General features: G+C 72.1%; 22 protein-coding genes and 1 pseudogene. 13 read left to right on the top strand and 10 right to left on the bottom strand.

The annotated features are described in order from the left end of the window. Window positions 1–6 precede the first annotated feature (6 nt). The gene (locus tag AB0M54_RS42345; protein ID WP_364330308.1) at window positions 7–2616 is read right to left on the bottom strand and encodes a LuxR C-terminal-related transcriptional regulator; all 2610 of its coding nucleotides are present in this window, start codon (window positions 2614–2616) and stop codon (window positions 7–9) included. A 136-nt stretch (window positions 2617–2752) separates the two neighbouring features. On the opposite strand from AB0M54_RS42345, the gene clpS reads away from it, so the two are divergent. The 5 genes and pseudogenes from clpS (at window position 2753) to AB0M54_RS42320 (ending at window position 5445) form a co-directional block, all read left to right on the top strand. After that, entirely contained in the window at window positions 2753–3043 is a 291-nt protein-coding gene (gene clpS, locus AB0M54_RS42340; protein ID WP_364330305.1) for an ATP-dependent Clp protease adapter ClpS, read from the top strand. Window positions 3044–3056: 13 nt separating this feature from the next. Then, entirely contained in the window at window positions 3057–3557 is a 501-nt protein-coding gene (locus AB0M54_RS42335; protein ID WP_364330302.1) for a DUF2017 domain-containing protein, read from the top strand. Between the two features lie 59 nt (window positions 3558–3616). Then, a pseudogene (locus tag AB0M54_RS42330) lies at window positions 3617–4104 on the top strand (M67 family metallopeptidase). 55 nt (window positions 4105–4159) lie between these two features. Beyond that, window positions 4160–4474 (top strand): MoaD/ThiS family protein, encoded by a 315-nt coding sequence (locus AB0M54_RS42325; protein ID WP_364330299.1) that lies wholly within the window; start codon window positions 4160–4162, stop codon window positions 4472–4474. 5 nt (window positions 4475–4479) lie between these two features. Beyond that, window positions 4480–5445 carry a cysteine synthase gene (locus AB0M54_RS42320; RefSeq protein WP_364330296.1) on the top strand — a complete coding sequence of 322 codons (966 nt, stop codon included), beginning with the start codon at window positions 4480–4482 and terminating at the stop codon, window positions 5443–5445. On the opposite strand, the gene AB0M54_RS42315 is transcribed toward AB0M54_RS42320, so the two are convergent. After that, window positions 5442–5831, bottom strand: coding sequence for a hypothetical protein (locus AB0M54_RS42315; protein ID WP_364330293.1), 390 nt, complete (start codon window positions 5829–5831; stop codon window positions 5442–5444). The genes AB0M54_RS42320 and AB0M54_RS42315 overlap by 4 nt on opposite strands. Window positions 5832–6095: 264 nt before the next feature. Between AB0M54_RS42315 and AB0M54_RS42310 the strand changes: the two genes are divergently transcribed. From AB0M54_RS42310 to rdgB, 4 genes are read left to right on the top strand one after another with little or no spacing between them, the layout of a single operon-like run. Beyond that, window positions 6096–6842 carry an MBL fold metallo-hydrolase gene (locus AB0M54_RS42310; RefSeq protein WP_364330290.1) on the top strand — a complete coding sequence of 249 codons (747 nt, stop codon included), beginning with the start codon at window positions 6096–6098 and terminating at the stop codon, window positions 6840–6842. A gap of 36 nt (window positions 6843–6878) precedes the next feature. After that, window positions 6879–8075: a glycosyltransferase gene (locus AB0M54_RS42305; protein WP_364478000.1), complete on the top strand. Its 1197-nt coding sequence runs from the start codon at window positions 6879–6881 to the stop codon at window positions 8073–8075. Between the two features lie 32 nt (window positions 8076–8107). Beyond that, window positions 8108–8836: a ribonuclease PH gene (gene rph / locus AB0M54_RS42300; protein ID WP_364330284.1), complete on the top strand. Its 729-nt coding sequence runs from the start codon at window positions 8108–8110 to the stop codon at window positions 8834–8836. Beyond that, a complete protein-coding gene (rdgB, locus tag AB0M54_RS42295) occupies window positions 8833–9441 on the top strand; it encodes an RdgB/HAM1 family non-canonical purine NTP pyrophosphatase (RefSeq protein ID WP_364330281.1) in 609 nt (202 codons plus the stop codon). Before rph ends, rdgB begins: the two co-directional genes overlap by 4 nt. Window positions 9442–10421: 980 nt before the next feature. On the opposite strand, the gene hutH is transcribed toward rdgB, so the two are convergent. Genes hutH through AB0M54_RS42265 form a run of 6 tightly spaced genes read right to left on the bottom strand, consistent with a single transcriptional unit; the run spans window position 10422 to window position 17950 of the window. Beyond that, a complete protein-coding gene (gene hutH, locus AB0M54_RS42290) occupies window positions 10422–11957 on the bottom strand; it encodes a histidine ammonia-lyase (RefSeq protein WP_364477997.1) in 1536 nt (511 codons plus the stop codon). Next, window positions 11954–13090, bottom strand: a complete 1137-nt coding sequence (hutI, locus tag AB0M54_RS42285) for an imidazolonepropionase (RefSeq protein WP_364477994.1) — start codon at window positions 13088–13090, stop codon at window positions 11954–11956. The genes hutH and hutI overlap by 4 nt, the downstream gene beginning before the upstream one ends. Further along, window positions 13087–14367 carry a formimidoylglutamate deiminase gene (locus AB0M54_RS42280; protein ID WP_364477991.1) on the bottom strand — a complete coding sequence of 427 codons (1281 nt, stop codon included), beginning with the start codon at window positions 14365–14367 and terminating at the stop codon, window positions 13087–13089. The genes hutI and AB0M54_RS42280 overlap by 4 nt, the downstream gene beginning before the upstream one ends. Further along, complete coding sequence (locus AB0M54_RS42275; RefSeq protein ID WP_364477988.1) at window positions 14364–15512, bottom strand: allantoate amidohydrolase; 1149 nt, start codon at window positions 15510–15512, stop codon at window positions 14364–14366. Before AB0M54_RS42275 ends, AB0M54_RS42280 begins: the two co-directional genes overlap by 4 nt. Then, window positions 15509–17119 carry a urocanate hydratase gene (gene hutU / locus AB0M54_RS42270; RefSeq protein ID WP_364330267.1) on the bottom strand — a complete coding sequence of 537 codons (1611 nt, stop codon included), beginning with the start codon at window positions 17117–17119 and terminating at the stop codon, window positions 15509–15511. Before hutU ends, AB0M54_RS42275 begins: the two co-directional genes overlap by 4 nt. A 6-nt stretch (window positions 17120–17125) precedes the next feature. Beyond that, entirely contained in the window at window positions 17126–17950 is an 825-nt protein-coding gene (locus tag AB0M54_RS42265) for a MurR/RpiR family transcriptional regulator (protein ID WP_364330264.1), read from the bottom strand. Between the two features lie 191 nt (window positions 17951–18141). On the opposite strand from AB0M54_RS42265, the gene AB0M54_RS42260 reads away from it, so the two are divergent. The 4 genes from AB0M54_RS42260 (at window position 18142) to AB0M54_RS42245 (ending at window position 21569) form a co-directional block, all read left to right on the top strand. Beyond that, entirely contained in the window at window positions 18142–19554 is a 1413-nt protein-coding gene (locus AB0M54_RS42260) for an FAD-dependent monooxygenase (RefSeq protein ID WP_364330261.1), read from the top strand. Between the two features lie 47 nt (window positions 19555–19601). Next, the gene (locus tag AB0M54_RS42255; RefSeq protein ID WP_364477985.1) at window positions 19602–19730 is read left to right on the top strand and encodes a hypothetical protein; all 129 of its coding nucleotides are present in this window, start codon (window positions 19602–19604) and stop codon (window positions 19728–19730) included. 127 nt (window positions 19731–19857) lie between these two features. Then, window positions 19858–20661 carry an MOSC N-terminal beta barrel domain-containing protein gene (locus tag AB0M54_RS42250; protein ID WP_364477982.1) on the top strand — a complete coding sequence of 268 codons (804 nt, stop codon included), beginning with the start codon at window positions 19858–19860 and terminating at the stop codon, window positions 20659–20661. 53 nt (window positions 20662–20714) lie between these two features. After that, entirely contained in the window at window positions 20715–21569 is an 855-nt protein-coding gene (locus tag AB0M54_RS42245) for an expansin EXLX1 family cellulose-binding protein (protein WP_364477979.1), read from the top strand. Between the two features lie 20 nt (window positions 21570–21589). On the opposite strand, the gene AB0M54_RS42240 is transcribed toward AB0M54_RS42245, so the two are convergent. Both AB0M54_RS42240 and AB0M54_RS42235 read right to left on the bottom strand, forming a co-directional pair. After that, a complete protein-coding gene (locus AB0M54_RS42240; protein ID WP_364330249.1) occupies window positions 21590–22387 on the bottom strand; it encodes a DUF4253 domain-containing protein in 798 nt (265 codons plus the stop codon). Window positions 22388–22437: 50 nt separating this feature from the next. After that, window positions 22438–22965 (bottom strand): GNAT family N-acetyltransferase, encoded by a 528-nt coding sequence (locus AB0M54_RS42235; RefSeq protein ID WP_364477977.1) that lies wholly within the window; start codon window positions 22963–22965, stop codon window positions 22438–22440. Window positions 22966–23032 lie beyond the last annotated feature (67 nt).

Raw genomic sequence — 23032 nt, 5'->3', positions numbered from 1 at the left:
CTCACTCTATTGCGGCAGAGATCGAAGCGCCGGGGCGAGCTCCACCCGGCCGTTGACCCCGAGCTTGGCGTAGACGCGCTGGAGGTGGTTCTCGACCGTACGCGGGGACAGGAAGAGCTGATCGGCGATCTCCCGGCTCTTGGCGCCGTCCGCCGCCAGTTCCGCCACCTGCCGTTCCCGGGTGGTCAGCGCGGGCTGGACGGTGCGCAGGGCGGGCGTACGCAGCACGTCGCACCGGGCCAGCACGTCGCCGAGCAGCGTGGACGCGGCCAGCGCCTGCGGGTCGCGGGCGCCGCGGAACAGGCGGACGGCGCCGGCCGCCGCCTCGGCCGCGAAGGTCAGGTAGCCGCGCGCCTGGAAGTCGCGGGCGATCGCCAGCAGCCCCTCGGCGCTGGCGTCGGCGGCCGCCCGCGCGTGCCGGAGCAGCAGCGGCGCGACCGGCCCGCCGGGCACCGCGTCGAGCAGCGCGGCCATCCGGTCGGCGGCCAGCTCGGGCCGGCCCAGCCGGACCAGGTCGTGCAGGACCAGCAGCTCGTGCCCGGCGAACCCGTCCGCCCGCAGCCGCTGGACCAGATCCTGCAGCAGCCTGACGGCGCCGATCGAGTCGCCGGTGCAGGCCGCGACCCAGGCCCGGGACGAGGTGACCCACGGGTAGTCGGGGCCGTTGTTGGAGCCGGGCGACCGGTCGGCGACCGCGAGCGCCTCGCGGGCCACCTCGGTCTCGCCGCGCAGCGCCGCGACGTGGGCCCGGTAGGCGTGCACGTTGCCGTCGTACAGCCGGTTCGACGCCAGCGCCGCGCAGGCCTGCTCGCACGCGGCCAGGGCCACGTCGGTGCGGCCGCGCACCCACGCGGCCTGGGCCTGGAGCAGCGACACCCACGCCGACCCGACGCCGAAGCCGCCGGTCTGGGCCAGGTCGGCGAACTCGTCGGTGAGGATCCGGTCGATGCCGGGCAGGTCGAGCGCGACGCTGACCCGGGTGCCCAGCGCCATCGGGAGCACGAACTGGAGGGTGGGGTTGTCCCGCCGCCACGCGCCGGTGTCGGCGGCCACCGCGGCCAGCAGCTCGACCCCGGCCGCCGGGTCGCCGCCGGCCGCGGCCAGGAAGGCCAGCACGCAGCGGGCCATGTCCTTGGCCGGGGTGCCGGCGGCCGGGTCGGCGAGGACCTGGGCGGCGAGCCCGCGGGCCGGCGCGAGCTGGAGGAGCTGCATGCGCATCAGCGACTCGACGGCGCGGCCCCGGGCCCGGTCGGCCGGGTCGTCGAAGCGCGCGCGGGTCAGCTCGTCGACCGCGTCGGCCCGGCCCAGCCCCCAGAACGCCACCGTGGCCAGCGCGATCGTCCGGCGGGCGGGCGGGCCGTCGGCGGCCCGGTTCAGCGCGGTCACCGCCTCTTCGGGGCGGTCGGCGAACAGCAGCACGGTGGACAGCAGCTCGGCCGCGTCGTAGCCGGCGCCGCTGGCCCAGGCCGCGTCGGCCAGCCGGTGGGCCAGCCGCAGATCGAACCGGCCGAACGCCTGGACCGCCGCGTCGAGCAGCATGGCGCCGTCCTGCCCGGTGCCCGAGTCGAGCCGCCACACGGCCAGCCGGAGCAGGTCGTCGCGGCGGTGTGAGCCGGTGCCCTCGACCAGGTCGGCCAGGGTGGCGTGCAGGCGGCGGGACCGGGTGGCCGGGCAGTGCTGGCGGACCACCTCGCCGTAGAGCGGATGGGCCAGGCGCACGTCGCGGCGGCGGCCGTCCTCGTACACCCGGATCAGGCCGCGGACCTCGGCCGCCTCGACGTCGGCCGGCACGCAACCCTGGAGCACCAGGTGCAGGCCGATCGGCTCGCCGAAGGCGACCAGCTCGAGCACGTCGCGGACGCCGGGGGTCAGCCCGCCGACCCGGGCGTCGACCAGGTCGGCCAGGCTGGGGGCCAGGGTGAGTTTGCCGGTCCAGCGCCACAGGCCGTACGAGCGGGTGATCTCGCCGCCCTGCCTGGCGGCCATCACCAGCTCGCGCAGCAGCAGCGGATTGCCGCCGGCCAGCCGGGCCAGCCGCTGCGCCGAGCCGGCCTCCAGCGGCCCGCCGAGCATGGTGACCAGCAGCTGGCGTGACTCCTCGGTGCTCAGCGGGAGCAGGTCGGCGTGTTCGACCACGCCCTCGGTCCACAGCGCGGCGATCGTGGCCGGCGCCTGCTCGCCGGTGCGCCGGGAGCCGAGCAGCGTGGCCCCCTCACGGACCAGGAGGTGGATCAGCGCGGCGGAAGTGCGGTCGAGCAGGTGTACGTCGTCGACGGCGAGAACCACCCGGCGGTCACCGGCGCCGGCCCGGAGCGCGTCGGCGGCCCAGCGCAGCAGCCCCGGTGCGGACAGCCCGACCGGCGGGTCGGCCGGGAGCACCTGGGCCAGGCTGCCGAAGGGCAGGCCGGTGGCGCCGATGGTGGCCGAGGCGGAGAAGATCGCGTACTGATCGGCCGGCAGCACCCGGGTCGCCTCGCACAGCAGCCGGCTCTTGCCGATGCCGGGATCGCCGCTGAGGATCAGGCCCCTGGTTTCGGTGCTGGAGGATGCATTGGCCGCGGCTCGGATGAACCGGTCCAGATCGCCGGTCCGGCCGACGAAGTCCCAGTTGCCCACCCGGCCAGCATATCGAGATCCGTCACGGTCATGTCACTACCTGTGGCTCTGGCAATCGGACTGTAGATCGCTTCGTGACCTGCGATTGAGGGGCCACATTCCACGGTTCGGCCCTTCCGGTGGCACGATGGTGGGCATGGCGCTGCCCCAGGTCGCTCCCGTTGAGACGCCGGAGGTCGAGGAAGTACCGGCGGACGACCGGCCCTGGGTGACGATTGTCTGGGACGACCCGGTCAATCTGATGTCGTACGTGACCTGGGTTTTCCAGAAGCAGTTCGGCTACAGCCGGGAAAAGGCCGAGAAGCTCATGCTGGACGTGCATCACAAGGGCAAGGCGGTGGTTTCCACCGGCGCCCGCGAGCGGATGGAATTGGACGCCTCGCAGTTGCACGGATACGGTCTGTGGGCGACGGTCGACCGGGCGTGAGGGTGGACTAGACATGTTCCGACGCAGCGGCGGCGAGTGTGTGGCCGCGTTCGCCATCGACGAGGTGCGGGTGCTCCGCAAGGTCGCCGGTGAGGTTGTCGACCTGCTCACCGACGGCTTCGACCGGACCGACCCGGTGGTCGACCGGCTCTTCCCGGACATCTACCCCGATCTGCCCGAAGACTCGGCCGAGTTCCGGCAGTACACCGAGGGCGAGCTCAAGACCGGCAAGATCGACCAGGCCGGCGCGATCCTGGCCGCGCTGCCGAGCGACGGCCCGGGTGAGGTTCGCCTCGACGCCGAGACGGCCGAGGCCTGGCTGCGGGCGATCAACGACGCGCGGCTGGCCATGGGCACCCGCCTGGATGTCAGCGCCGACACCGACCTCGGCGACGAGCTGGACGACGCGGTGCTGCACGACCCCGCCTCCAGCCGGGTCTTCCAGCTGTCGGTGTACGCGTACCTCGGCTATCTGCAGGAATCGCTGCTGAACGCGCTGCCCGAGATCGACTAGCGCGGCGTGTGGTCACGGCCACGCGCGGCGACCGGAAATCCCACGGTAATGTGAAAAGCGTGCTCACCATCGACAGCGCGATCGTCAAGGCGATCGTCGACCACGCCCGCCGGGACCACCCCGACGAGGCCTGTGGCGTCGTCGCCGGCCCGATCGGGAGCGACCTGCCGACCCGGCACATCGCGATGGACAACGCCGTCCGCTCGATGACCTTCTACGAGTTCGACTCGATGGAACAGCTGCGGGTCTGGCGCGAGATGGACGACAACGACGAGGAACCGGTCGTCATCTACCACTCCCACACGGCCACCGAGGCCTATCCGTCGCGAACCGACATCTCCTTCGCCGGTGAGCCCGGCGCCCACTACCTGCTCGTCTCGACACGTGATCCCGAGCTTGAGGAGATCCGGTCGTTCCGTATCGTGGACAGTGTGGTGACCGAAGAAGAGGTCAACATCGTGGATGCGACGGTAGACGTGTGATGGGAACGGTACAGACGTACATGTTCGGGCAGAGCCCGGCGTCGGTGTTCTACGAGTGTCGCTGAGCGACCTCCACCCGACCCTGCCTCGAACACTTCCCAAGGAGCATTGAAAAAAGTCATGGCTATCGAAGTTCGCGTTCCCACCATCCTGCGCAGCTACACCGGCGGCCAGAAGGTCGTCGAGGGCGCCGGCGTCACCCTGTCCGGGCTGATCGACGATCTCGACGCCAAGCACAGCGGCCTCAAGGGCCGGCTGATCACGCCCGAGGGCGGGCTGCACCGCTTCGTCAACATCTACGTCAACGACGAAGACGTGCGCTTCCTCGGCGCGCTCGACGCCAAGGTCTCCGACGGTGACTCGGTCACCATCCTGCCGGCGGTCGCCGGTGGCGCGCTCGGCTTCGCGGCCGTCGCGGCTCTCTACGGGGGCTAGTCGCCATGGCTCGCTACGAGAGCCTCCTGGACGCAGCCGGGGGCACGCCGCTGGTCGGCCTGCCCCGCCTGTCGCCGACGGTGCCCGACGGGGCGCCGCCGGTGCGGCTGTGGGCCAAACTGGAGGACCGCAACCCGACCGGCAGCATCAAGGACCGCGCGGCGCTGTTCATGGTGCGCGAGGCCGAGGAGGCCGGCCGGCTCCGCCCCGGTGACACGATCCTGGAACCGACCAGCGGCAACACCGGCATCTCGCTGGCCATGGTGGCCAAGCTCCGCGGTTACCGGCTGGTCTGCGTGATGCCCGAGAACGTCTCGGCCGAGCGCGTCCAGATCCTCCGGATGTACGGCGCCGAGATCATCTTCTCGCCGGCGGCCGGCGGGTCCAACCAGGCCGTCGCCACCGCCAAGCAGATCTCGGCCGAGCACCCCGACTGGGTGATGCTCTTCCAGTACGGCAACCCGGCCAACGCCCGCGCCCACTACGAGACCACCGGCCCCGAGCTGCTGCGCGACCTGCCGACGATCACCCATTTCGTGGCCGGGCTGGGCACCACCGGCACGCTCATGGGCACCGGCCGCTACCTGCGCGAGAAGGTGGACGGCGTCGAGATCATCGCCGCCGAGCCACGCTACGGCGAGGTGGTCTACGGGCTCCGGAACATCGACGAGGGGTACGTTCCCGAGCTGTACGACGCCACGGTGCTGAACCGGCGCTTCTCGGTCGGCACGCGCGACGCCGTCCTGCGTACCCGTCAGCTCGTCGAGGTCGAAGGGATCTTCGCGGGCTTCTCCAGCGGCGCGATCCTGCATGCCGCGCTGGCCGTCGCGCACGAGGCGGTCAAGGCGGGCCGGCGCGCCGACGTCGCGTTCGTGATCGCCGACGGTGGCTGGAAATACCTGTCCACCGGCGCGTACGGCGGCACCCTGTCCGATGCGGAGGACGCCCTCGAAGGGCAGCTCTGGGCCTAGTGCGCCACCGCGATGAGGACGGCGCCGCTCAACGGTAGGGCGGCGCCGGCCAGGAAGAGGTACGGCAGCACTCGGCGGTGGATCGACAGGAACGCCCCGACCACCAGGGCCACGCTGGTCAGGCCGAGCAGGGCGAGCACCGGCACGTACCAGCCGGGGACGCCGCCGAGCACCGAGACGAAGGCACGCAGGCCGACGCCGACCCCGATGAGTCCGAGCGCCGACGCGTAGAGCGACATGGCGAGCAACCGCCGTGTGCCCGGCGCCGGATCGTCCGCCGCGGGGAAGCGGAAGAGCAGGTCGCGGTCATCCGGATCGGTGGTCGGGACATCACCCTCCCAGCCGAAGGGCACCACTGCGCTGGGTGAGTCCAGGTCGGTCGTCATTCGTCTCCGTAAGGGTAGTCGCCTCACGGTGTGCAACGCGGAAGCCTTACGAAGAGTCACGCATCTTACGGAGACCGAGGTCACGGGGGATGTGATGTACGTTGTCGATTTAGCGACAAATCGATCAGACCTTAACCCGGCGCGCTGGTCCGGGCGTACGCTTCGCAGCGTGATTGACTGGTCTCTGACTATCACCACGGGCCGGTCGCGCGGGGCTTGGTTGACCGGGCGTGGGTCGACGGGGCGTGATTCAGGGGTATCCGTATGCGACTGACCGTTCTCGGCTGCGCCGGCAGTTTTCCCGGCCCCGAGTCGGCCTGTTCCGCGTACCTTCTGGAGGCTCAGGGCTTCCGGCTGCTCCTTGATTTCGGCTCGGGATCACTGTCCGCTTTGCAGCGCTACGCCGGGCTCAATGCGGTAGATGCGATTCTCCTCACTCATCTGCATTGTGATCACATGTCCGACGCGTGCGATTACGTGGTGGTCCGCCGCTACGACCCGCAGGGCCCGCTGCCCAAACTGCCGGTCTACGCGCCGCTGGGCGCGGCCGAGCGCATCGCCGCCGCCTACAGCCCCGACGCCGAGCCGGTCGACGACGTCTACAACTTCTTCCGGCTCGAGCCGGGCACCTTCCCGATCGGTCCGTTCACCGTCACCGTCGACCGGGTCAATCACCCGATAGAGACCTACGGAGTACGCGTTGAGCAGGGCGGACACGTCCTGGCATACTCGGCCGACACCGCGCCCTGCGATGCTCTGCTGCGACTCGCCCAGGGCGCCGACCTGTTCCTCTGCGAGGCGAGCTACCTGGACGGTGTGGACAATCCACCTGACATACACCTGACCGGGGGTGAGGCGGGTGAGGCGGCGACCAAGGCGGATGTCGGTCGCCTTCTCTTGACCCATTTGGTATCCGCATGGGGGAGTGAGGCATCTACTGTGGATGCGGCATCGGCCGCATACGCCGGTCCCGTTGAGGTCGTGCGGCCCGGCAGCCGCTACGATCTCTGAGCCCCCCGAGTTTGACCCCCCTTGGAGTGCACTGGCATGCGCATTGTCCGGCTGGCCAACTTCGTCTCGGCTCGGTCCAGTGGTCTCCGTACGGCACTGCGCTACCTGGGTGAGGGCTACCAGCGGGCCGGTCACGAGGCGATCCTGATCGTTCCCGGTCGTCGCGCCTCCGACGAGATGACCGAGCAGGGCCGGGTGATCACCCTGCCCGGCACGGTGCTGCCACGCACCGGCGGCAACCGCGTGCTCGCCGGTCGTCGCGAGATCAGCCGGCTGCTCGAGCAGCTCGAACCCGACCGCATCGAGGTGTCCGACCGCTCCACCCTGCGCTGGACCGGCAAGTGGGCGCGCGAGCGGGGCGTCGGCTCGATGATGGTCTCCCACGAGAGCCTGGCCGGGCTGCTCGGCGTCTGGGGCATGCCCGCCCGCGAGGTGCTCGCCGACCGCCTCAACCGCGCCACCGCCGAGATGTACGACCAGATCGTCTGCACCACGGCCTTCGCCGCCACCGAGTTCCGCCGGCTCGGGGTGCCCAACCTGGTCGAGGTCCCGCTCGGCGTCGACCTCAGCATGTACCGGCCCGGCGCCGCCGACCCGATGGTCCGCGCCCGGTATGCCCGCCCCGACGAGATCCTGGTCGTCTACTGCAGCCGGCTCTCCGCCGACAAGCGCCCCGAACTGGCCGTCGACACGATCGCCGCGATGCGCGCCATGAAGGAGCCCGCCGTCCTGGCCGTGGCCGGTGACGGCTCCCGGCGGGCGGCGCTGGCCTACCGCGCGGCCCGGCTCCCGGTGCGCTTCGCCGGTCACGTCAGCGACCGGGCCGCCGTCGCCGCGCTCCTGGCCAGCGCCGACGTGCTGGTCGCGCCCGGTCCGGTCGAGACATTCGGGCTGGCCGCGCTCGAGGCGCTGGCCTGCGGCACCCCGGTGGTGGTCAATCAGGCGAGCGCGTTGCCCGAGGTGGTGGGCGAGGCGGGCGTCGTGGTTCCGGGTACGCCGGAAGGGTTCGCCGAGGGCGTACGCCGCCTGATGGCCCGCCCCGAGCAGGAACGCCGCGCCGCCGCACGGGCCCGCGCCGAACTGTTCGGCTGGCCGCAGGCCGTCGAAGGCTTCCTCCGCGCGCACGGTGTCGAGGCGCCGGCGATCAGCCGTCAGACCCGCGCCACCGCGGCCGCCCTGCGCCCGGCCGCCCCGGTCGGCACGATGTCCAGCGCCTGGGCATCCCGCGGCTAGCGCGGCTCCCCGATACGCATAGGGTGACGTTCATGGCACGTCCCGACGGCCGCGAGCCCGGCCAACTGCGTCCCGTCACCCTGACCCGCCGGTGGAGCATCCACCCCGAGGGCTCGGTGCTCGTGGAATTCGGCAACACCCGGGTGCTGTGCACCGCGTCGGTCACCGAGGGGGTTCCGCGCTGGCGCAAGGGCTCCGGGCTGGGCTGGGTGACGGCTGAGTACGCGATGCTCCCGCGCGCCACCAACACGCGCGGCGACCGGGAAAGTGTCAAGGGCAAGGTCGGCGGGCGTACGCAGGAGATCTCCCGCCTCATCGGCCGGAGCCTGCGGGCGTGCATCGACCTCAAGGCGCTGGGCGAGAACTCGATCGTGCTCGACTGCGACGTGCTCCAGGCCGACGGCGGCACCCGCACCGCGGCGATCACCGGCGCCTACGTCGCGCTGCACGACGCGGTGACCTGGCTGTCCGGGCGCAAGTCGCTGGCCGGCAAGGTCGAGGGCGTGATGCACCGGTCGGTCCAGGCGGTCAGCGTCGGCATCATCGACGGCGAGCCGCGCACCGACCTGATGTACCTCGAGGACGTCGCGGCCGAGGTGGACATGAACATCGTCTGCACCGGTGACGGCGACTTCGTCGAGGTCCAGGGCACCGGCGAGGCCAACGTGTTCGACCGCGCCCAGCTCGACCTGCTGCTCGACCTCGGGGTGGCCGGCTGCGCCGAACTCGCCCTGGCCCAGCAGAAGGCGCTGGCGTCGTGAGCAAGCTGCTGCTCGCCACGGCGAACCGGAAGAAACTGCTCGAACTGCAGCGCATCCTCGACGCGGCGCTCGGCACGTCCCGGGTCACGCTGGTCGGGCTCGGCGAGTTCGAGGGCTATCCCGACGTACCCGAAACGGGTTTGACCTTCGGTGAGAACGCGCTGATCAAGGCCCGTGAGGGCGCCAACCGGACCGGTCTGCCCACGGTCGCCGACGACTCCGGCATCGCGGTCGACGCGCTCAACGGCATGCCCGGCGTCTTCAGCGCCCGCTGGTCCGGCGGCCACGGCGACGACGACGCCAACCTCGACCTGCTGCTGGCCCAGATCAGCGACGTCCCCGACGAACACCGAGGCGGCGCCTTCGTCTGCGCGGCCGCCCTGGTCCTGCCGAACGGCCGCGAACACCTGGTCGAGGGCCGCCAGCCCGGCCGCATCCTCCGCGCCCGCCGCGGCGCCGGCGGCTTCGGCTACGACCCGATCTTCCTGGGCGACGGCCAGTCCCGCACCAACGCCGAACTGAGCGCCGCCGAGAAGGACGCGATCAGCCACCGGGGCAAGGCCTTCCGCGAGCTGGCCAAGGTCGTCGCCCGCGAACTCCGCTAGGCTGCCCCGCCACTCCGGTCTATTTGTGCGTGGGGCTCTTCGCGTTTTGTGCGCGGGGTGGGCGGGTGGTGCGCTGGGCGCGCGATCGCCTCGTTTGCGTCCTCTTGGGGTGGACGAGCTCTCTTCGCGCCCTGGCCCTTCCCGCGCCCTGGCCCTTCCCGCGCCCTGGTCCTTCCCGCGGCCGGCAGACCTGACCCCTACTCCTCCGCGGCCCTTTTGCTCTGAGCGCGTATAGGCAACACCCCTGCGGCACTCCTTCTTTCCGGGCGCCACCTGGGCATCGGCGGCTTCGCGGCGATGCATGCGGGTGCTCGGAGCGCGAACGCCGGTGTTGCCTATACGCGCTCAGAGCAGGCGTGTCGCTTCGGCGTGTCGCGGGCAGGGCCGGTGTGACCTCGGTGTTCGGTCGGGCTGGGGTGTTGCCTGTACGCGCTCAGAGCAAAAGGGCCGGGGTGGGAGGGGTGGGGGCTTGGGGTGGCGGGTGGAAGCCGCGGTGGCCGGCTCGGCTCCGGCAAGGGCGCTCGCGGCGTAGGCGTCGACCCGGACTGCGCGAAGCGCGGTCCGACCCGGGTGGGGTTGGCGCGGAGCGCCTGGAGGGTGATCGATTACGCAGAATGAAGGCCGCGCGGCTCTGTTTTGGACGCGCCAGCGGCCAGGAGCCGTGGGGCCGGCCTCGGCGGGAGCGACGGTCGGGGCCACCCACCGAGCTACGACATTCTGCTCTTGATCTTGAAATGGGGTGTCTCCCGGATTCGTGCCGTGCTGCGGGCGGCGGTGCTTGCGGTGGGTGGTGGGTCGGCAGGATTGGCGGCGCACGGGGGAACGGGGATTCGGGTGCGGAGCAGCGTCTGAGCCGCCGAGATGGCCGAGGGGGACAGCGGTCGGCGGGTCAGGTGGGGACGATGTTCGGGGCGCCCGCGGCGGCGGCGGGATCGGAATGCGTGGGGGCGCAGGATGATCCGTCGCCGCCGATTGTCGTGTCAGGACAGGGGGCCGATCGACTGTTCGATGGCGGCTCGGAGGGAACGGCCGGCGACCACCTCGCGTGCCTGCTCCAGGACCGGCGCCAGGAAGACGTCGGGGCCGGGGGCGCCGGCGAACGGTGCGAGTGCGGCGACGGCGGCTCGGCCGGCGGGGGACGGGGTGAGCGGGGCGCGTAGCTGGAGGCCGCGGACGGCGGACAGGAGCTCGACGGCGAGCAGGCTGGTCAGGTTGTCGAGGACGGTGCGGAGTTTCTTGGTGGCGGACCAGCCCATCGAGACGTGATCCTCCTGCATGCCGCTGGTCGGGAGGGAGTCGACCGAGGCGGGTGCGGCCAGGCGGCGGTTCTCGGCGACGATGCCGGCCGCGGTGTACTGGGCGATCATCAGGCCCGAGTTGACGCCGGCGTCGGGGGCCAGGAACGGGGGCAGGTCGCGGTTGCGGGTGATGTCGAGGAGGCGGTCGACGCGGCGCTCGGCGATCGCGCCCACCTCGGCGGCGGCGATGGCCAGGAAGTCGGCGGCGAAACCCAGGGGGGCGCCGTGGAAGTTGCCGGTGGACTCCACGCGGCCGTCGCGCAGGACGACGGGATTGTCGACCACCGACGCGAGCTCCCGTCCACAAACCGAAGCCGCGAAGCCCAGGGTGTCGCGGGCGGCGCCGGCCACCTGGGGAGCGCAGCGCATCGAGTAGGCGTCCTGCACGGCGTGGGCCAGGTCGTCGCGGTGCGAGTCCATGATGGACGAGTTCTGGAGCAGGCGGTGGATGTTCGCGGCGGATGCCGACTGGCCCGGATGCGGGCGGATGGCGTGCAACTCGGGCAGGAACGGGCGCTCCGAGCCGAGCATCGCCTCGATCGACAGGGCGGCGGTCACATCGGCCATGGTGAACAGGTGCGCCGCGTCGTCGATCGCGAGCAGCAGCATGCCGAGCATCCCGTCGGTGCCGTTGATCAGCGCCAGGCCCTCCTTGGCGGCCAGGGTCAGCGGCTGGATGCCGGCCGCCTGCAGGGCATCGGCGGCGGCGACCCGGGCGCCGTCCTTGCCGAGCACCCAGCCCTCGCCGAGCAGCACCAGCGCGCAGTGCGCCAGCGGCGCCAGGTCACCGGACGCGCCCAGCGAGCCGTGTTCCGGCACCCACGGCGTGATGTCGGCGTTGAGCAGGTCGACCAGGCCGCGCGCCAGCTCCGGACGCACGCCGGACAGCCCGAGGGCCAGCGACCGCACCCGCAGCAGCATCATCGCCCGCACCACCTCGCGGGGCATCGGCGCGCCCACCCCGGCGGCGTGCGAGCGGATCAGCGCGTGCTGCAACTCGGCCCGGCGCGCCGGCGCGATGGACGTGTTGGCCAGCGCGCCGAACCCGGTGGACACCCCGTAGACCGGGCGGCCGGACGCTTCGATGCCGTCGACGATGGCGCGGCTGGTGGCCATCGCGGCCACGGTCTCCTCGGCGATCTCGATGGTGGCGTGGCCCCGGGCGACGGCGAGGACGTCGGCGGCGGTGACTCCGGTGGGTGTGACGACGACGGTCATAGCGGAACTCCGTGCTGCAGAACGGTGCGGATCAGCGGAACACCCGGCCGGTAGGCCAGGTGCAGAGAGGACGGCGCGTCGAGGACGGCCAGGTCGGCCCGCGCGCCGACCCGCAGGTGCCCGACGTCGTCGCGGCGCAGGGCCCGGGCGCCGCCGAGAGTTGCCGCGCGCAGGGCTTCGGCGGGGGTCAGGTTCATCTCGCGTACGGCCAGCGCGATGCAGAACGCCATCGACGACGTGTACGACGAACCGGGGTTGCAGTCGGTGGCCAGGGCCACCGTGACACCGGCGTCGAGCAGCCGCCGCGCGTCCGGATAGGGCGACCGCGTGGAGAACTCGGCCCCGGGCAGCAGCGTGGCGACGGTGTCGCCACCGGCCAGCGCGTCGACGTCGGCGTCGTCCAGGTGGGTGCAGTGGTCGGCGCTGGCGGCGCCGAGTTCGACGGCGAGCCGGACGCCGGGACCGTGCTGAAGCTGGTTGGCGTGGATGCGGGGCCGCAGCCCGGCGGCGAGGCCCGCGGTGAGAATCGTCCGCGCCTGCTCGCCGGTGAACGCGCCGCGGTCGCAGAACACGTCCACCCACTTCGCGTGCGGCGCGACCGCGGTCAGCATCTCGCCGCTGACCAGCGCCACGTACTCGTCCGGGTCGCCGCCCGGCACCACGTGCGCGCCCAGGAACGTGGTCTCCTCGGTCAGCTCGCCGGCGATGCGCAGGCTGCGGACCTCGTCGGCGGTGGTCAGGCCGTACCCGCTCTTGATCTCGATCGTGGTCGTGCCCTGCCGCCGCGCCTCGGTGACCAGGCGGCGGGCGTTCGCGCGGAGATCATCGTCGGTCGCGGCGCGGGTCGCGGCCACGGTGGTCATGATGCCGCCCCCGGTGTACGGGCGCCCGCCCATCCGCGCCGCGAACTCGGCCGCCCGGTCCCCGGCGAACACCAGGTGCGCGTGGCTGTCCACGAAGCCGGGAATCACCGCCGCGCCGGCCGCGTCGATCCGTGCGTCGGCGGCGGGCGCTCGGGTGGTGGCGCCGATCCACGTGACGAGGCCGTCCTCGGCGACCAGCGCGGCATCGGTCAGACCGGGCCCGTCGTCGACGGTCAGCTCGCCGATGTTGTCGATCACGATGCTGCTCATGCCGCGCTGCGCTTCCACGCCGTGGCGGCCTCGCGCAGCGCCCGCGCCACGTCGAAGCCGGTGTGCCCGCTGTCGTCGACGATCAGCCGGCCGTCGGCGACTACGTGGGTGATGTCGGCGGCGGTGGCGGCGAGCATGGCCTGGGCCGGGTCGGCGCCGGCCGTGCGGACCGAGTCGAGGGACACCGCGACCAGGTCGGCCCGCCGGCCCGGCTCGATCGCGCCCGCGTCGGGCCAGCCGATCGCCGCGTGGTTGGTGGCCGCCGCGACCAGCTCGGCCACGGTGAAGTGGCCGCGTTCCTCGGTGGCGAGCCGCTGGTCCATCTCCAGGGCGCGCGCCTCCTCGAACAGGTCGATGACCGCGTGGCTGTCACTGCCCAGGGACAGCCCGGTCAGGGCGCGGGCCGGCCCGATCCCGTCGGCGAGATCCCGTTCGGTGGTCGGGCAGACGCACACGCCGGTCCCGTCCAGGGCCGCGATGTCGGCCTTGGTGAGATGGGTGGCGTGCACGACCGTGGTGGCGGGACCGAGGATTCCGTGGCGGCGCACCAGTTCGGTCGGCGTGCAACCGTGGACGGCCTGGCACTGCTCGTTCTCGGCCCGCTGTTCGGAGAGGTGGATGTGCAGCGGGCTGCGGCCGGCCAGCGCGGCCAGATCGGCGGGTGGCACGGCGCGCACCGAATGCGCGGCGGCGCCGATCAGCGCGCGGGGCAGCGGTTTCAGCGCCTCCACCCGTTCCGCCCAGGCGTCGAAGCTGCCGTCGCTGAACCGGACCTGCACGCCCTCCGGCGGCCGCCCGTCCGCGCTCGACGTGAGATAGAGGGTGTCCAGCAAGGTGATCCGGATCCCGGCCTCGGCGGCCGCGGCCATCAGCGCCTCGCCCATCGCGTTCGGGTCGTTGTAGCGGGCGCCGTCCGGGGCGTGGTGCAGGTAGTGGAACTCGCCGACCGCGGTGATCCCGGCCATCGCCATCTCGCCGTAGACCGCCCGGGCCAGCAGGTAGTACGAGTCTGGATCAAGGGCCGCGGCGACCTCGTACATCCGCGTCCGCCAGGTCCAGAAGCTGCCCCGCCCGGCGTGGGTGTGGCCGCGCAGGACGCGATGGAAGGCGTGCGAGTGGACGTTGGCCAGGCCGGGCAGCACCAGGCCGCGGAGCCGCATGGCCGCGCCGGCCGGTGTGCTCGGGACGACCGCGGTGATCCGGCCGTCCTCGATCTCGATCAGCACGTTGCGCTGAATGTTCCCGCCGATCAGCGCGTGCGAAGCGTGGAAGTTCACGTCAGCTCCAGCAGCACGGTGGCGAGCGCCTCGACGCCGGCCTCGCAGTCGTCGTCGGTGGCGTGCTCGGCGGGGGAGTGCGACACCCCGGTCGGGTTACGCACGAAGAGCATCGCCGTCGGAACATGGGCGGACAGCACCCCGGCGTCGTGGCCGGCGCCGGTCGGCAGGATCGGCGCGTCCCCCAGCAGCTCGCTCACCCGGGAAGCGAGCGCGGTGTCGAAGGCGACCTCGGCGGTGACCGACTCGGGTTCCACCGACACCGCGATGCCGTCCCGCCCGGCCCGGTCGGTGGCCCGTTTGACGATCGCCTCGACCAGGGTCTCCAACGTGGACTCATCGGCGGCGCGCGCGTCGAGCCAGCCGCGCACCAGCGACGGGATCGCGTTGGTGGCGTTGGGTTCCACCGCCACCCGGCCGATCGTGGCGTGGGCGCCGGCCAGGCGCGCCTCCTTGTTGGCGGCCAGCACCATGTACGCGTACGTCAGCATCGGGTCGCGCCGGTCGGCCATCCGCGTGGTGCCGGCGTGGTCGGCGTCGCCCCGGAAGTCGAACCGCCACCGGCCGTGCGGCCAGATCGCGCTGGCCACACCCACCGGCACGTCGAGCGCGCGGCCCTGCTCAATGTGCAGTTCGACCGCCGCCTTGAAGCGCAACCGTCGCGGTCCGGCGGGTCGATATCCCAGTGCTTCCTCGAAGGACACCCCGTCCCGGTCACACAGCCTGGCCGCGTGAGACGGGTCGATGGCGCCGGTCAGCAGCCGCGACCCCAGGCACGGCACGCCGAACCGGCCGCCCTCCTCCTCGCAGAACGCCGCCACGGCCACGTTGCGGCCGGCCGGGAGCCGGTCCACGGCCAGGAACGCGGACACGATGCCGAGCGGCCCGTCGTACCCGCCGCCGTGCGGCACCGAGTCGAAGTGGGAACCGGTCAGCACCACGCCGTCGGCCCACGGCTCGCCGCGCCACGCGAACAGGTTCCCGTTGCCGTCCTCGGTGACCGTCATGTCGCGGCGGTCGGCCTGGTTGCGGAACCAGTCACGCAGAACACGTTCCGGCTCGGTCAGCGCGAAACGAAGGTAACCGTTGTCGGTGAGGCCGATCGGCGCGATCTCGGCCCAGAGGCTGGCGAAAGCCGAGCTCACGACTGCCTCATCGGGACCGTGACGTGCGCGGCGGCCGCCGACTCGTAGCCGGCGTCCACATGCCGCAGCACACCGGTGGCCGGGTCGTTGGTCAGCACCCGCTCGATCTTCTCGCCGGCCAGCGCGCTGCCGTCCGCCACGCACACCTGACCGGCGTGGATCGAGCGGCCCATGCCGACGCCGCCGCCCTGGTGGATGGACACCCAGGACGCGCCGCTGGCCGTGTTGACCAGGGCGTTCAGCAGCGGCCAGTCGGCGATCGCGTCGGAGCCGTCGGCCATCGCCTCGGTCTCGCGGTAGGGCGAGGCGACCGAGCCGGAGTCGAGGTGATCACGGCCGATGACCAGGGGCGCCGACACCTCGCCGCCGGCCACGAGCTCGTTGAACTTCACGCCGGCCTGGTCGCGTTCGCCGTACCCGAGCCAGCAGATCCGGGCCGGCAGCCCCTGGAAGGCCACGCGTTCGCCGGCCAGCTTGATCCAGCGGGCGAGCGGCTCGTTGTCCGGGAACAGGTCGAGCACCGCGCGGTCGGTGCGCGCGATGTCGGCCGGGTCGCCGGACAGCGCCGCCCAGCGGAACGGACCCTTGCCTTCGGCGAAGAGCGGCCTGATGTACGCCGGGACGAAGCCGGGGAAGTCGAAGGCCCGCCCGTACCCGCCGAGCCTCGCCTCGCCGCGGATCGAGTTGCCGTAGTCGAACACCTCGGCGCCGCGGTCCATGAACCCGACCATCGCCTCGACGTGGATCGCCATGCTGGCGCGGGCCCGGTCGGTGTGCTCGTCGGCCTTCAGATCGGTGACGTCCCCGAGCGGCACGTAACTCAGCGGGTCGTGGGCGCTGGTCTGGTCGGTCACGATGTCGATCTCGGTGCCGCGGCGCAGCAGCTCGGGGAAGACCTCGGCGGCGTTGCCGACCACGCCGATGGAGATCGCGCGGCGCTCGCGTCTGGCCGCGTCGGCCTGGGCCACCGCGTCGTCCAGCGAGGAGGCGATGACGTCCAGGTAGCGGGTGTCCACCCGCCGCTGCAACCGGGTCCGGTCCACGTCCGCGATCAGGCAGACGCCGCCGTTCATCGTCACCGCGAGGGGCTGCGCGCCGCCCATGCCGCCGCACCCCGCGGTGAGCGTCAGCGTGCCGGCCAGGTCGCCGCCGAACCGCTTGGCCGCCACCGCCGCGAACGTCTCGTAGGTGCCCTGGAGGATCCCCTGCGTGCCGATGTAGATCCACGAACCGGCCGTCATCTGGCCGTACATGGTCAGGCCCAGCTGCTCCAGGCGGCGGAACTCGGGCCAGGTGGCCCAGTCGCCGACCAGGTTCGAGTTGGCGATCAAGACCCGAGGAGCCCATTCATGGGTACGCAGGACGCCCACCGGCCGCCCCGACTGCACGAGCAGGGTCTCGTCGTCGCGCAGCACGTCCAGTTCCCGCACGATCGCGTGGAAGCTGGGCCAGTCCCGCGCGGCGCGGCCGGTGCCGCCGTACACCACCAGATCTTCCGGGCGCTCCGCCACATCGGGGTCGAGGTTGTTCATCAGCATCCGCTTGGCCGCCTCCTGGGGCCAGCCCAGCGCCGTACGCGTCGTACCTCTCGTCGCTCTGATCTCCATCGCCTCTTACCCCTCGAAGATGTGCCGCCGCGCGGCCGTCGCCTCGAACTCCTCCAACCGGCGCTGCGCCACCTCGGGCGCCGCGTCGCACATCGCCTGCAGCAGCACCATGGCCATCGTCATCGGCCCGGTGTGCAGGTCGAACACCAGATCCGAACCGACCGCCGCGGGCAGCACCACGTCGGCGACCTCGGCCGCCGGTGACACCTCGGAGTCGGTGATCGCCACCACGGCCAGCCCCGCCTCCTTGATCGCCGCCAGGCTCTCCCGCGGATAGCGGGGCAGCACCATGGCCAGCATGGCCGTCGCACCGGCGGCGCGGGCCTGATCGAGCCGGTCCAGCAGCTCGGTGCCGCCGGCGTCGAGCACCCGCACGTCCGGGTGCACCTTGGCCGCGAAGTACCCGAAATACGTCGCCAGGGGCGCCGCCGCCCGCAGCCCCAGCACCGGCAGCGGCCGGCTGCGCACGAGCAGTCCGGCGGCGGTACGCACCGCCGTGAGATCTTCGAGCTGGTCGCGCAACCGCCCCAGCCGCCCCGCCTCGGCGGCGACCGCGCGCTGCGACTCGTTGGCCGCGGTGGCCGGCGCCGGCGCGGAATCGACCAGTCCGCGCAGCTCACGGCGCAGCGCCGGATAGCCCGGGTAGCCCAGCGCCATGGCGAACCGGGTCACCGACGGCTGGCTGACCCCGGCCAGGTCGGCCACCTCGGCCGCCGACAGGTAGGCGGCCGTGCCGGCGTGTTGCACCAGGCTGTGCGCGATTCGCCGCTGGGTCGGCGTGAGGCGCGCCCCCTGGAACAGATCCACCACCCTGACGGCCCCTTCATTCACCTGCCCAGAGTATGCATAAGAACTTTCAGAAAACCAGCCCCGTGGTAGCTTCCTCCGGAACGTGACGCCGCCCGAGGAGGTGAGACCCATGACCGCTGTACCGATGTGGGTGCTCCCCCCGGCCGTCACGGTTGGCGACTGACGTAGGCGTCGCCGGGAGCGCCAGAGGCACTCCCGAAAGGCAATTCCTGATGTACGACGTGATCATTGCCGGTTGCGGTCCGACCGGCGCCATGCTGGCCGCCGAACTGCGGCTCCACGATGTGCGGGTTCTCGTCCTCGAGAAGGAGACCGAGCCCGTGTCGGCCGTCCGCATCGTCGGCCTGCATGTTCGCAGCCTCGAACTGATGGCCATGCGCGGTCTGCTGGAGCGCGTTCGCGAACGCGGGCGGCAACGTCCGGCCGGCGCCTACTTCGCGGCCATCGACAAACCCGCGCCCAAGAACCTCGACTCCGCGTACGCCTACCTGCTGGGCATCCCGCAGCCGGTCATCGTCCAGCTGCTTGAAGACCACGCGGTCGCGCAGGGCGCGGAGGTCCGGCGCGGTTGCGCGGTGGCCGCCCTCGACCAGGACGACGACGGCGTGACCGTCGAGCTGGCCGGCGGGGAGCGGCTGCGTACGCGCTATCTCGTCGGCTGTGACGGCGGGCGCAGCACGGTGCGCAAACTGCTCGGCGTCGGCTTCCCCGGCGAGCCCGCGCGGACCGCGACGCTGATGGGCGAGCTCGACGTGGGCGTGCCGCCGGAGGAGATCGCGGCCCGGGCGGCCGAGATCCGTGAGAACGACAAGCGATTCCTCCTGATGCCCTCGGGCGGCGGCGCCTACCGCATGATCATCCCCGGCGCGCCGGTCGGTGACCGGGCCGAACCGCCCACCCTCGACGACTTCCGGCGCCAGCTGCACGCCATCGCCGGAACCGACTTCGGCGTGCACTCGCCGCGCTGGCTGTCCCGCTTCGGCGACGCCACCCGGCTGGCCGACCGCTACCGGGTCGGGCGGGTGCTGCTGGCCGGCGACGCGGCCCACATCCACCCGCCCATCGGCGGGCAGGGCCTGAACCTGGGCGTCCAGGACGCCTTCAACCTCGGCTGGAAACTGGCCGCCCAGATCCGCGGCTGGGCGCCGCCGACCCTGCTGGACACCTACCAGGCCGAACGTCACCCGGTCGCCGCGGACGTGCTGGACAACACCCGCGCCCAGATGGAACTCCAGTCCCCCGGACCGGGCCCGAAGGCCGTGCTCCGGCTGCTCACCGAGCTGATGGACTTCGACGAGGTGAACCGCCACCTGATGGAGAAGATCACCGCGATCGGCGTCCGCTACGACGTCGGCGAGGGCCACGCCCTGCTCGGCCGCCGCCTGCCCGACATCGCCCTCAGCCAGAGCAACCTCTACGCCCGGCTGCACCGCGGGCGCGGCCTGCTGCTGGACCGCACCGGCCGGCTGACCGCTCGGGCCTGGTCGGACCGGGTCGACCAGCTCGCCGATCCGGCGGCCGACGTGGATGTCCCGGGCGTCCTGCTGCGCCCCGACGGCCACGTCGCCTGGATCGGCGACGACCAGCGGGATCTGGACGATCATCTGGCCCGCTGGTTCGGCTGATCTTTTGCGTCACGGGCCGATGGGACGATCCTCGTTACCCTCGGCCCGTGATGAAAGTCTTCTCCGCCCGGATCCTGATCGTCGCCGCGCCCCGCGGCATTCTCTACGACCCCGACAACGAGCTGGCCTTCGGCTACTTCTCCATCGACTGGGCCATCCTGAGAAACAACACCTGACCGGCACTCCGCGCTGCCGACCGGATCGGTCTGGGCGGATGTTGAGCTCCGGGGGTCGACGGGCTGGATCGGCAGGTCGACGCTGACCCGGCGGCCGAGCGGGGGCGGTGCGTGGCAGGCTGAGGGCATGCGGATCGCCTCGCTGCACTCGTACCCCATCAAGGGGTCGCACCGGAATGACCATGACGTCGCGCTGGTGGAGCGGCACGGGCTGGCCGGGGATCGGCGCTGGATCGTTGTCGACCAGGACGGCGTGGGAGTGACTCAGCGGGACACCGCGCTGCTCAGCCAGCTGCACGTCACCCCGGTCGGCGGCGGGCTGGTGGTCCGGGCCGCGGGGATGCCGGATCTGCGCCTCGCCGAACCGGTCGACGGGCCCAAGGAGTTCGTGCGGGTCTTCAAGTCGAAGCCGCAGGCGCCGACGCGGCTCGCGGACGACGGCGGGTGGTTCGCGACGTTCCTGGGGCGGCCGGCGCGGATCGCGTGGCAGGAGGATCCGGGCGGACGGCCGATCCTGGACGCCGGGCGCGATGACGACCGGGTCAGCATGGCCGACGGCTACCCGATGCTGATCACCACCGAGGCATCCCTGGCGGCGCTGAACGACTGGCTGGTCGAGGCCGGTGAGGAGCCGGTGCCGATGACCCGGTTCCGGCCGAACATCGTGGTGGCGGGGGCGGCGCCGTGGGCCGAGGACGGCTGGCCGGGGCGACGGCTGATGATCGGCGAGGTGCCGTTCCGGGCCGCCCGGCCGTGTGCGCGCTGCCTGGTCACCACGATCGACCAGGAGACCGGCGTCAAGGGCTCGCAACCGCTGAAGATCCTCGGCCGTCATCGCAACATCGACGGCGGGCTGATGTTCGGCCTGAACCTCATCCCGGACGCGGTGGGAAGCCTCCGGGTGGGTGACCCCGTCACTCTCGCGTCTTAGTTTTGGCTTAGGACAGTTGCCCATCGGTACGCCGGACCGAAGCATTCATCGGCGTGACCGCACTTTCGAAACGCTGGCTCGCCACCGGCGGCGCCGTTGTCCTGGCCGGCGTCCTCGGCCTCGCCCTGCTGCTGCGGGACGGGGGAGCCGCCTGCGCCGCGGCCCGCGCCGGCGGGAAGGCGACGTTCTACGACCTCGGCGGCGGCACCGGCAACTGCTCGTTCCCGTCGGCGCCGGCCGACGACCTGTTCGTGGCCCTGGGCGAGGCGGACTACGACGACGGCGCGGCCTGCGGCGGCTACCTGGACGTCAAGGGGCCCAAGGGCAAGGTGCGGGTCAAGGTGATCGACTCGTGTCCGCCGTGCGAGCCGGGGCACATCGATCTCAGCCGTACGGCGTTCAGGAAGATCGCGAACGAGGTCGACGGGATCGTGCCGGTCACGTTCACCAAGGTGCGCTCGCCCAAGGTGCCGGGGGCGGTCAGCGTGCGGCTCAAGGAGGGCTCGTCGCGCTACTGGTTCGCGGCGCTCGTCGACAACCACGGCAGCCCGTTGCGGTCGCTCAAGGTCAACGGCAAGGCGGCTACGCGTACGGACTTCAACTACTGGATCATCGACGGTGGCGCGGGCGGCGGGCCGTTCACGATCACCTTCACCGACGCGTACGGGAAGACCACCACCGTGCCCGGCATCAAGCTGAAGCCCGGCGTGATCCAGAAGGTCCTGGCCAAGATCGCGGCGCCGCCGCCGAAACCGCCCGTGCCGGCGAAGAAGAAGCCGGCGCCGAAGCCGTCGACCAAGGCGCCCGCGCCGGTGGTGGAGTCAGCCCCGGCCGTGGTGGAGACGACGACACCGCCGCCCGCGCAGGAACCGCCGGTCGCCCTGGTCGCCCGGCCCGCCGCCTGCTAGGACGTGTTTCCAACCACCGCCTAATCCCACCAGAAGGTCCAGTACCCGCGCCCCACCAGCCAGTCGGCATACTCCTCGAGATTGCCGTGCTCGCCCTGGTCGACGTTGTCGGGGCAGAACGCGTAGTGCTCGGCCGCGATCGCCAGCGCCTGGTCGACAGTCCGCGGCGGCGCGGCTACGCTCACCACCAAGGTGTCCGGGCCGAGCGCGACCAGCCTCGCCCCGAACCGGTCCTCCCAGCTGCGCAGCACCGCGGACAGCCGGCCCGGGTCGTCCTCCAGGTTGATCGCGCCGTCCCAGCCGAGCAGCGCCGGGATGTCCGCGCTCCGGGCCGCCGGCACCAGCGCCAGCAGCGGCTCCTCGAAGAGGTCGCTGCCCTCCAGGTCTTCCAGCGCCTCCCGCGCGCACGCCTCCGGGTCGGCCTCCACCGGCAGCGCGTCGGCCAGGCCGGGCCACTCCGGCTGGTCGTCCGGATCGTCGTCGCTGTCGGCGTGCCATTCCTCCCACCACAGGGCGAGCACGTCCTCGGCGTCGTGGTCGCCCGGCGCCGACTGCGTGGTGCTCGGCGACAGGTCCTCGTCGACCAGGTCGTCCAGCAGGATCGGCCGGAGCCCGGTCCGTGCGGCGTGCGCGTTGACCTCGGCCCATTCCTCGGCGTCGGTCTCGTCCTCGCTGACCCAGTACAGCGGCGGGTCGTCGGCCGTGCCCTTGGGGTCGTCGATGAGGTGGCCGTCCGGCAGGTCCAGCCCCAGCCCGAGCCCGTGCGGGTCGTCGTCCAGGGCGAACAGCAGCGAACGCGTCGGTTCCTCGGCAGCCATGCGCGGCACCTTAGCCCCGTCGGGCGAACGCCCGGCCACCACCGCCGGAATTATCGGTCCCGGCGCAGATCGAGCCACATGATGATCTCTTCGCGGTCGTCGCCGGGCGCCACCCGGATCGCGTCGGGCACCCGCCCCACCTCGCGGTAGCCGAGGCGCGCGTAGAAGTTCTCGGTGCCCGTCCCGCCGCGTACGGTGACCTGCAGGGCGTCGAGCCCCATCTTGCGCCCGACCACCGTGGCCTCGCGCATCAGTGCCCCGCCGTACCCCTTGCCCTGCTGCCCGGGCGCGACCATCACCCGCTTGAGCGTCCGCCAGTGGTTCTTGAGCCGGTGTCCGTTGTCGGCCACGAACAGCAGCGCCACCAGCCGGCCGGCCTCGAAGCCGGCGACCAGCCGATCGGTGCCGTCGGCCACGGCGGCGAGGGCCGCCTCGGCGGTGGGCCGCACGTCGTCGGCGACCACCGGAGGCACGAACCCCACCGCCCCGCCGTCGTTGACGACCGTGGTCCAGAGCGCGACCACTTCGTCGCGCAACGCGTCGGTCAGCGGCGGATCAACTTCCAGCGACAGGCCCATCCGCCCATTTTCGCCGCTGTGGCCGCCGATGTTCAGCGACGCGGATCACGCCGCCGCGGGACAGGGT

The organism is Actinoplanes sp. NPDC051470, from assembly GCF_040682035.1.
Taxonomy (GTDB): Bacteria; Actinomycetota; Actinomycetes; order Mycobacteriales; family Micromonosporaceae; genus Actinoplanes.
Note: the sequence above shows the minus strand (reverse complement) of the source record. Positions and strands in the feature narration are given on the sequence as shown.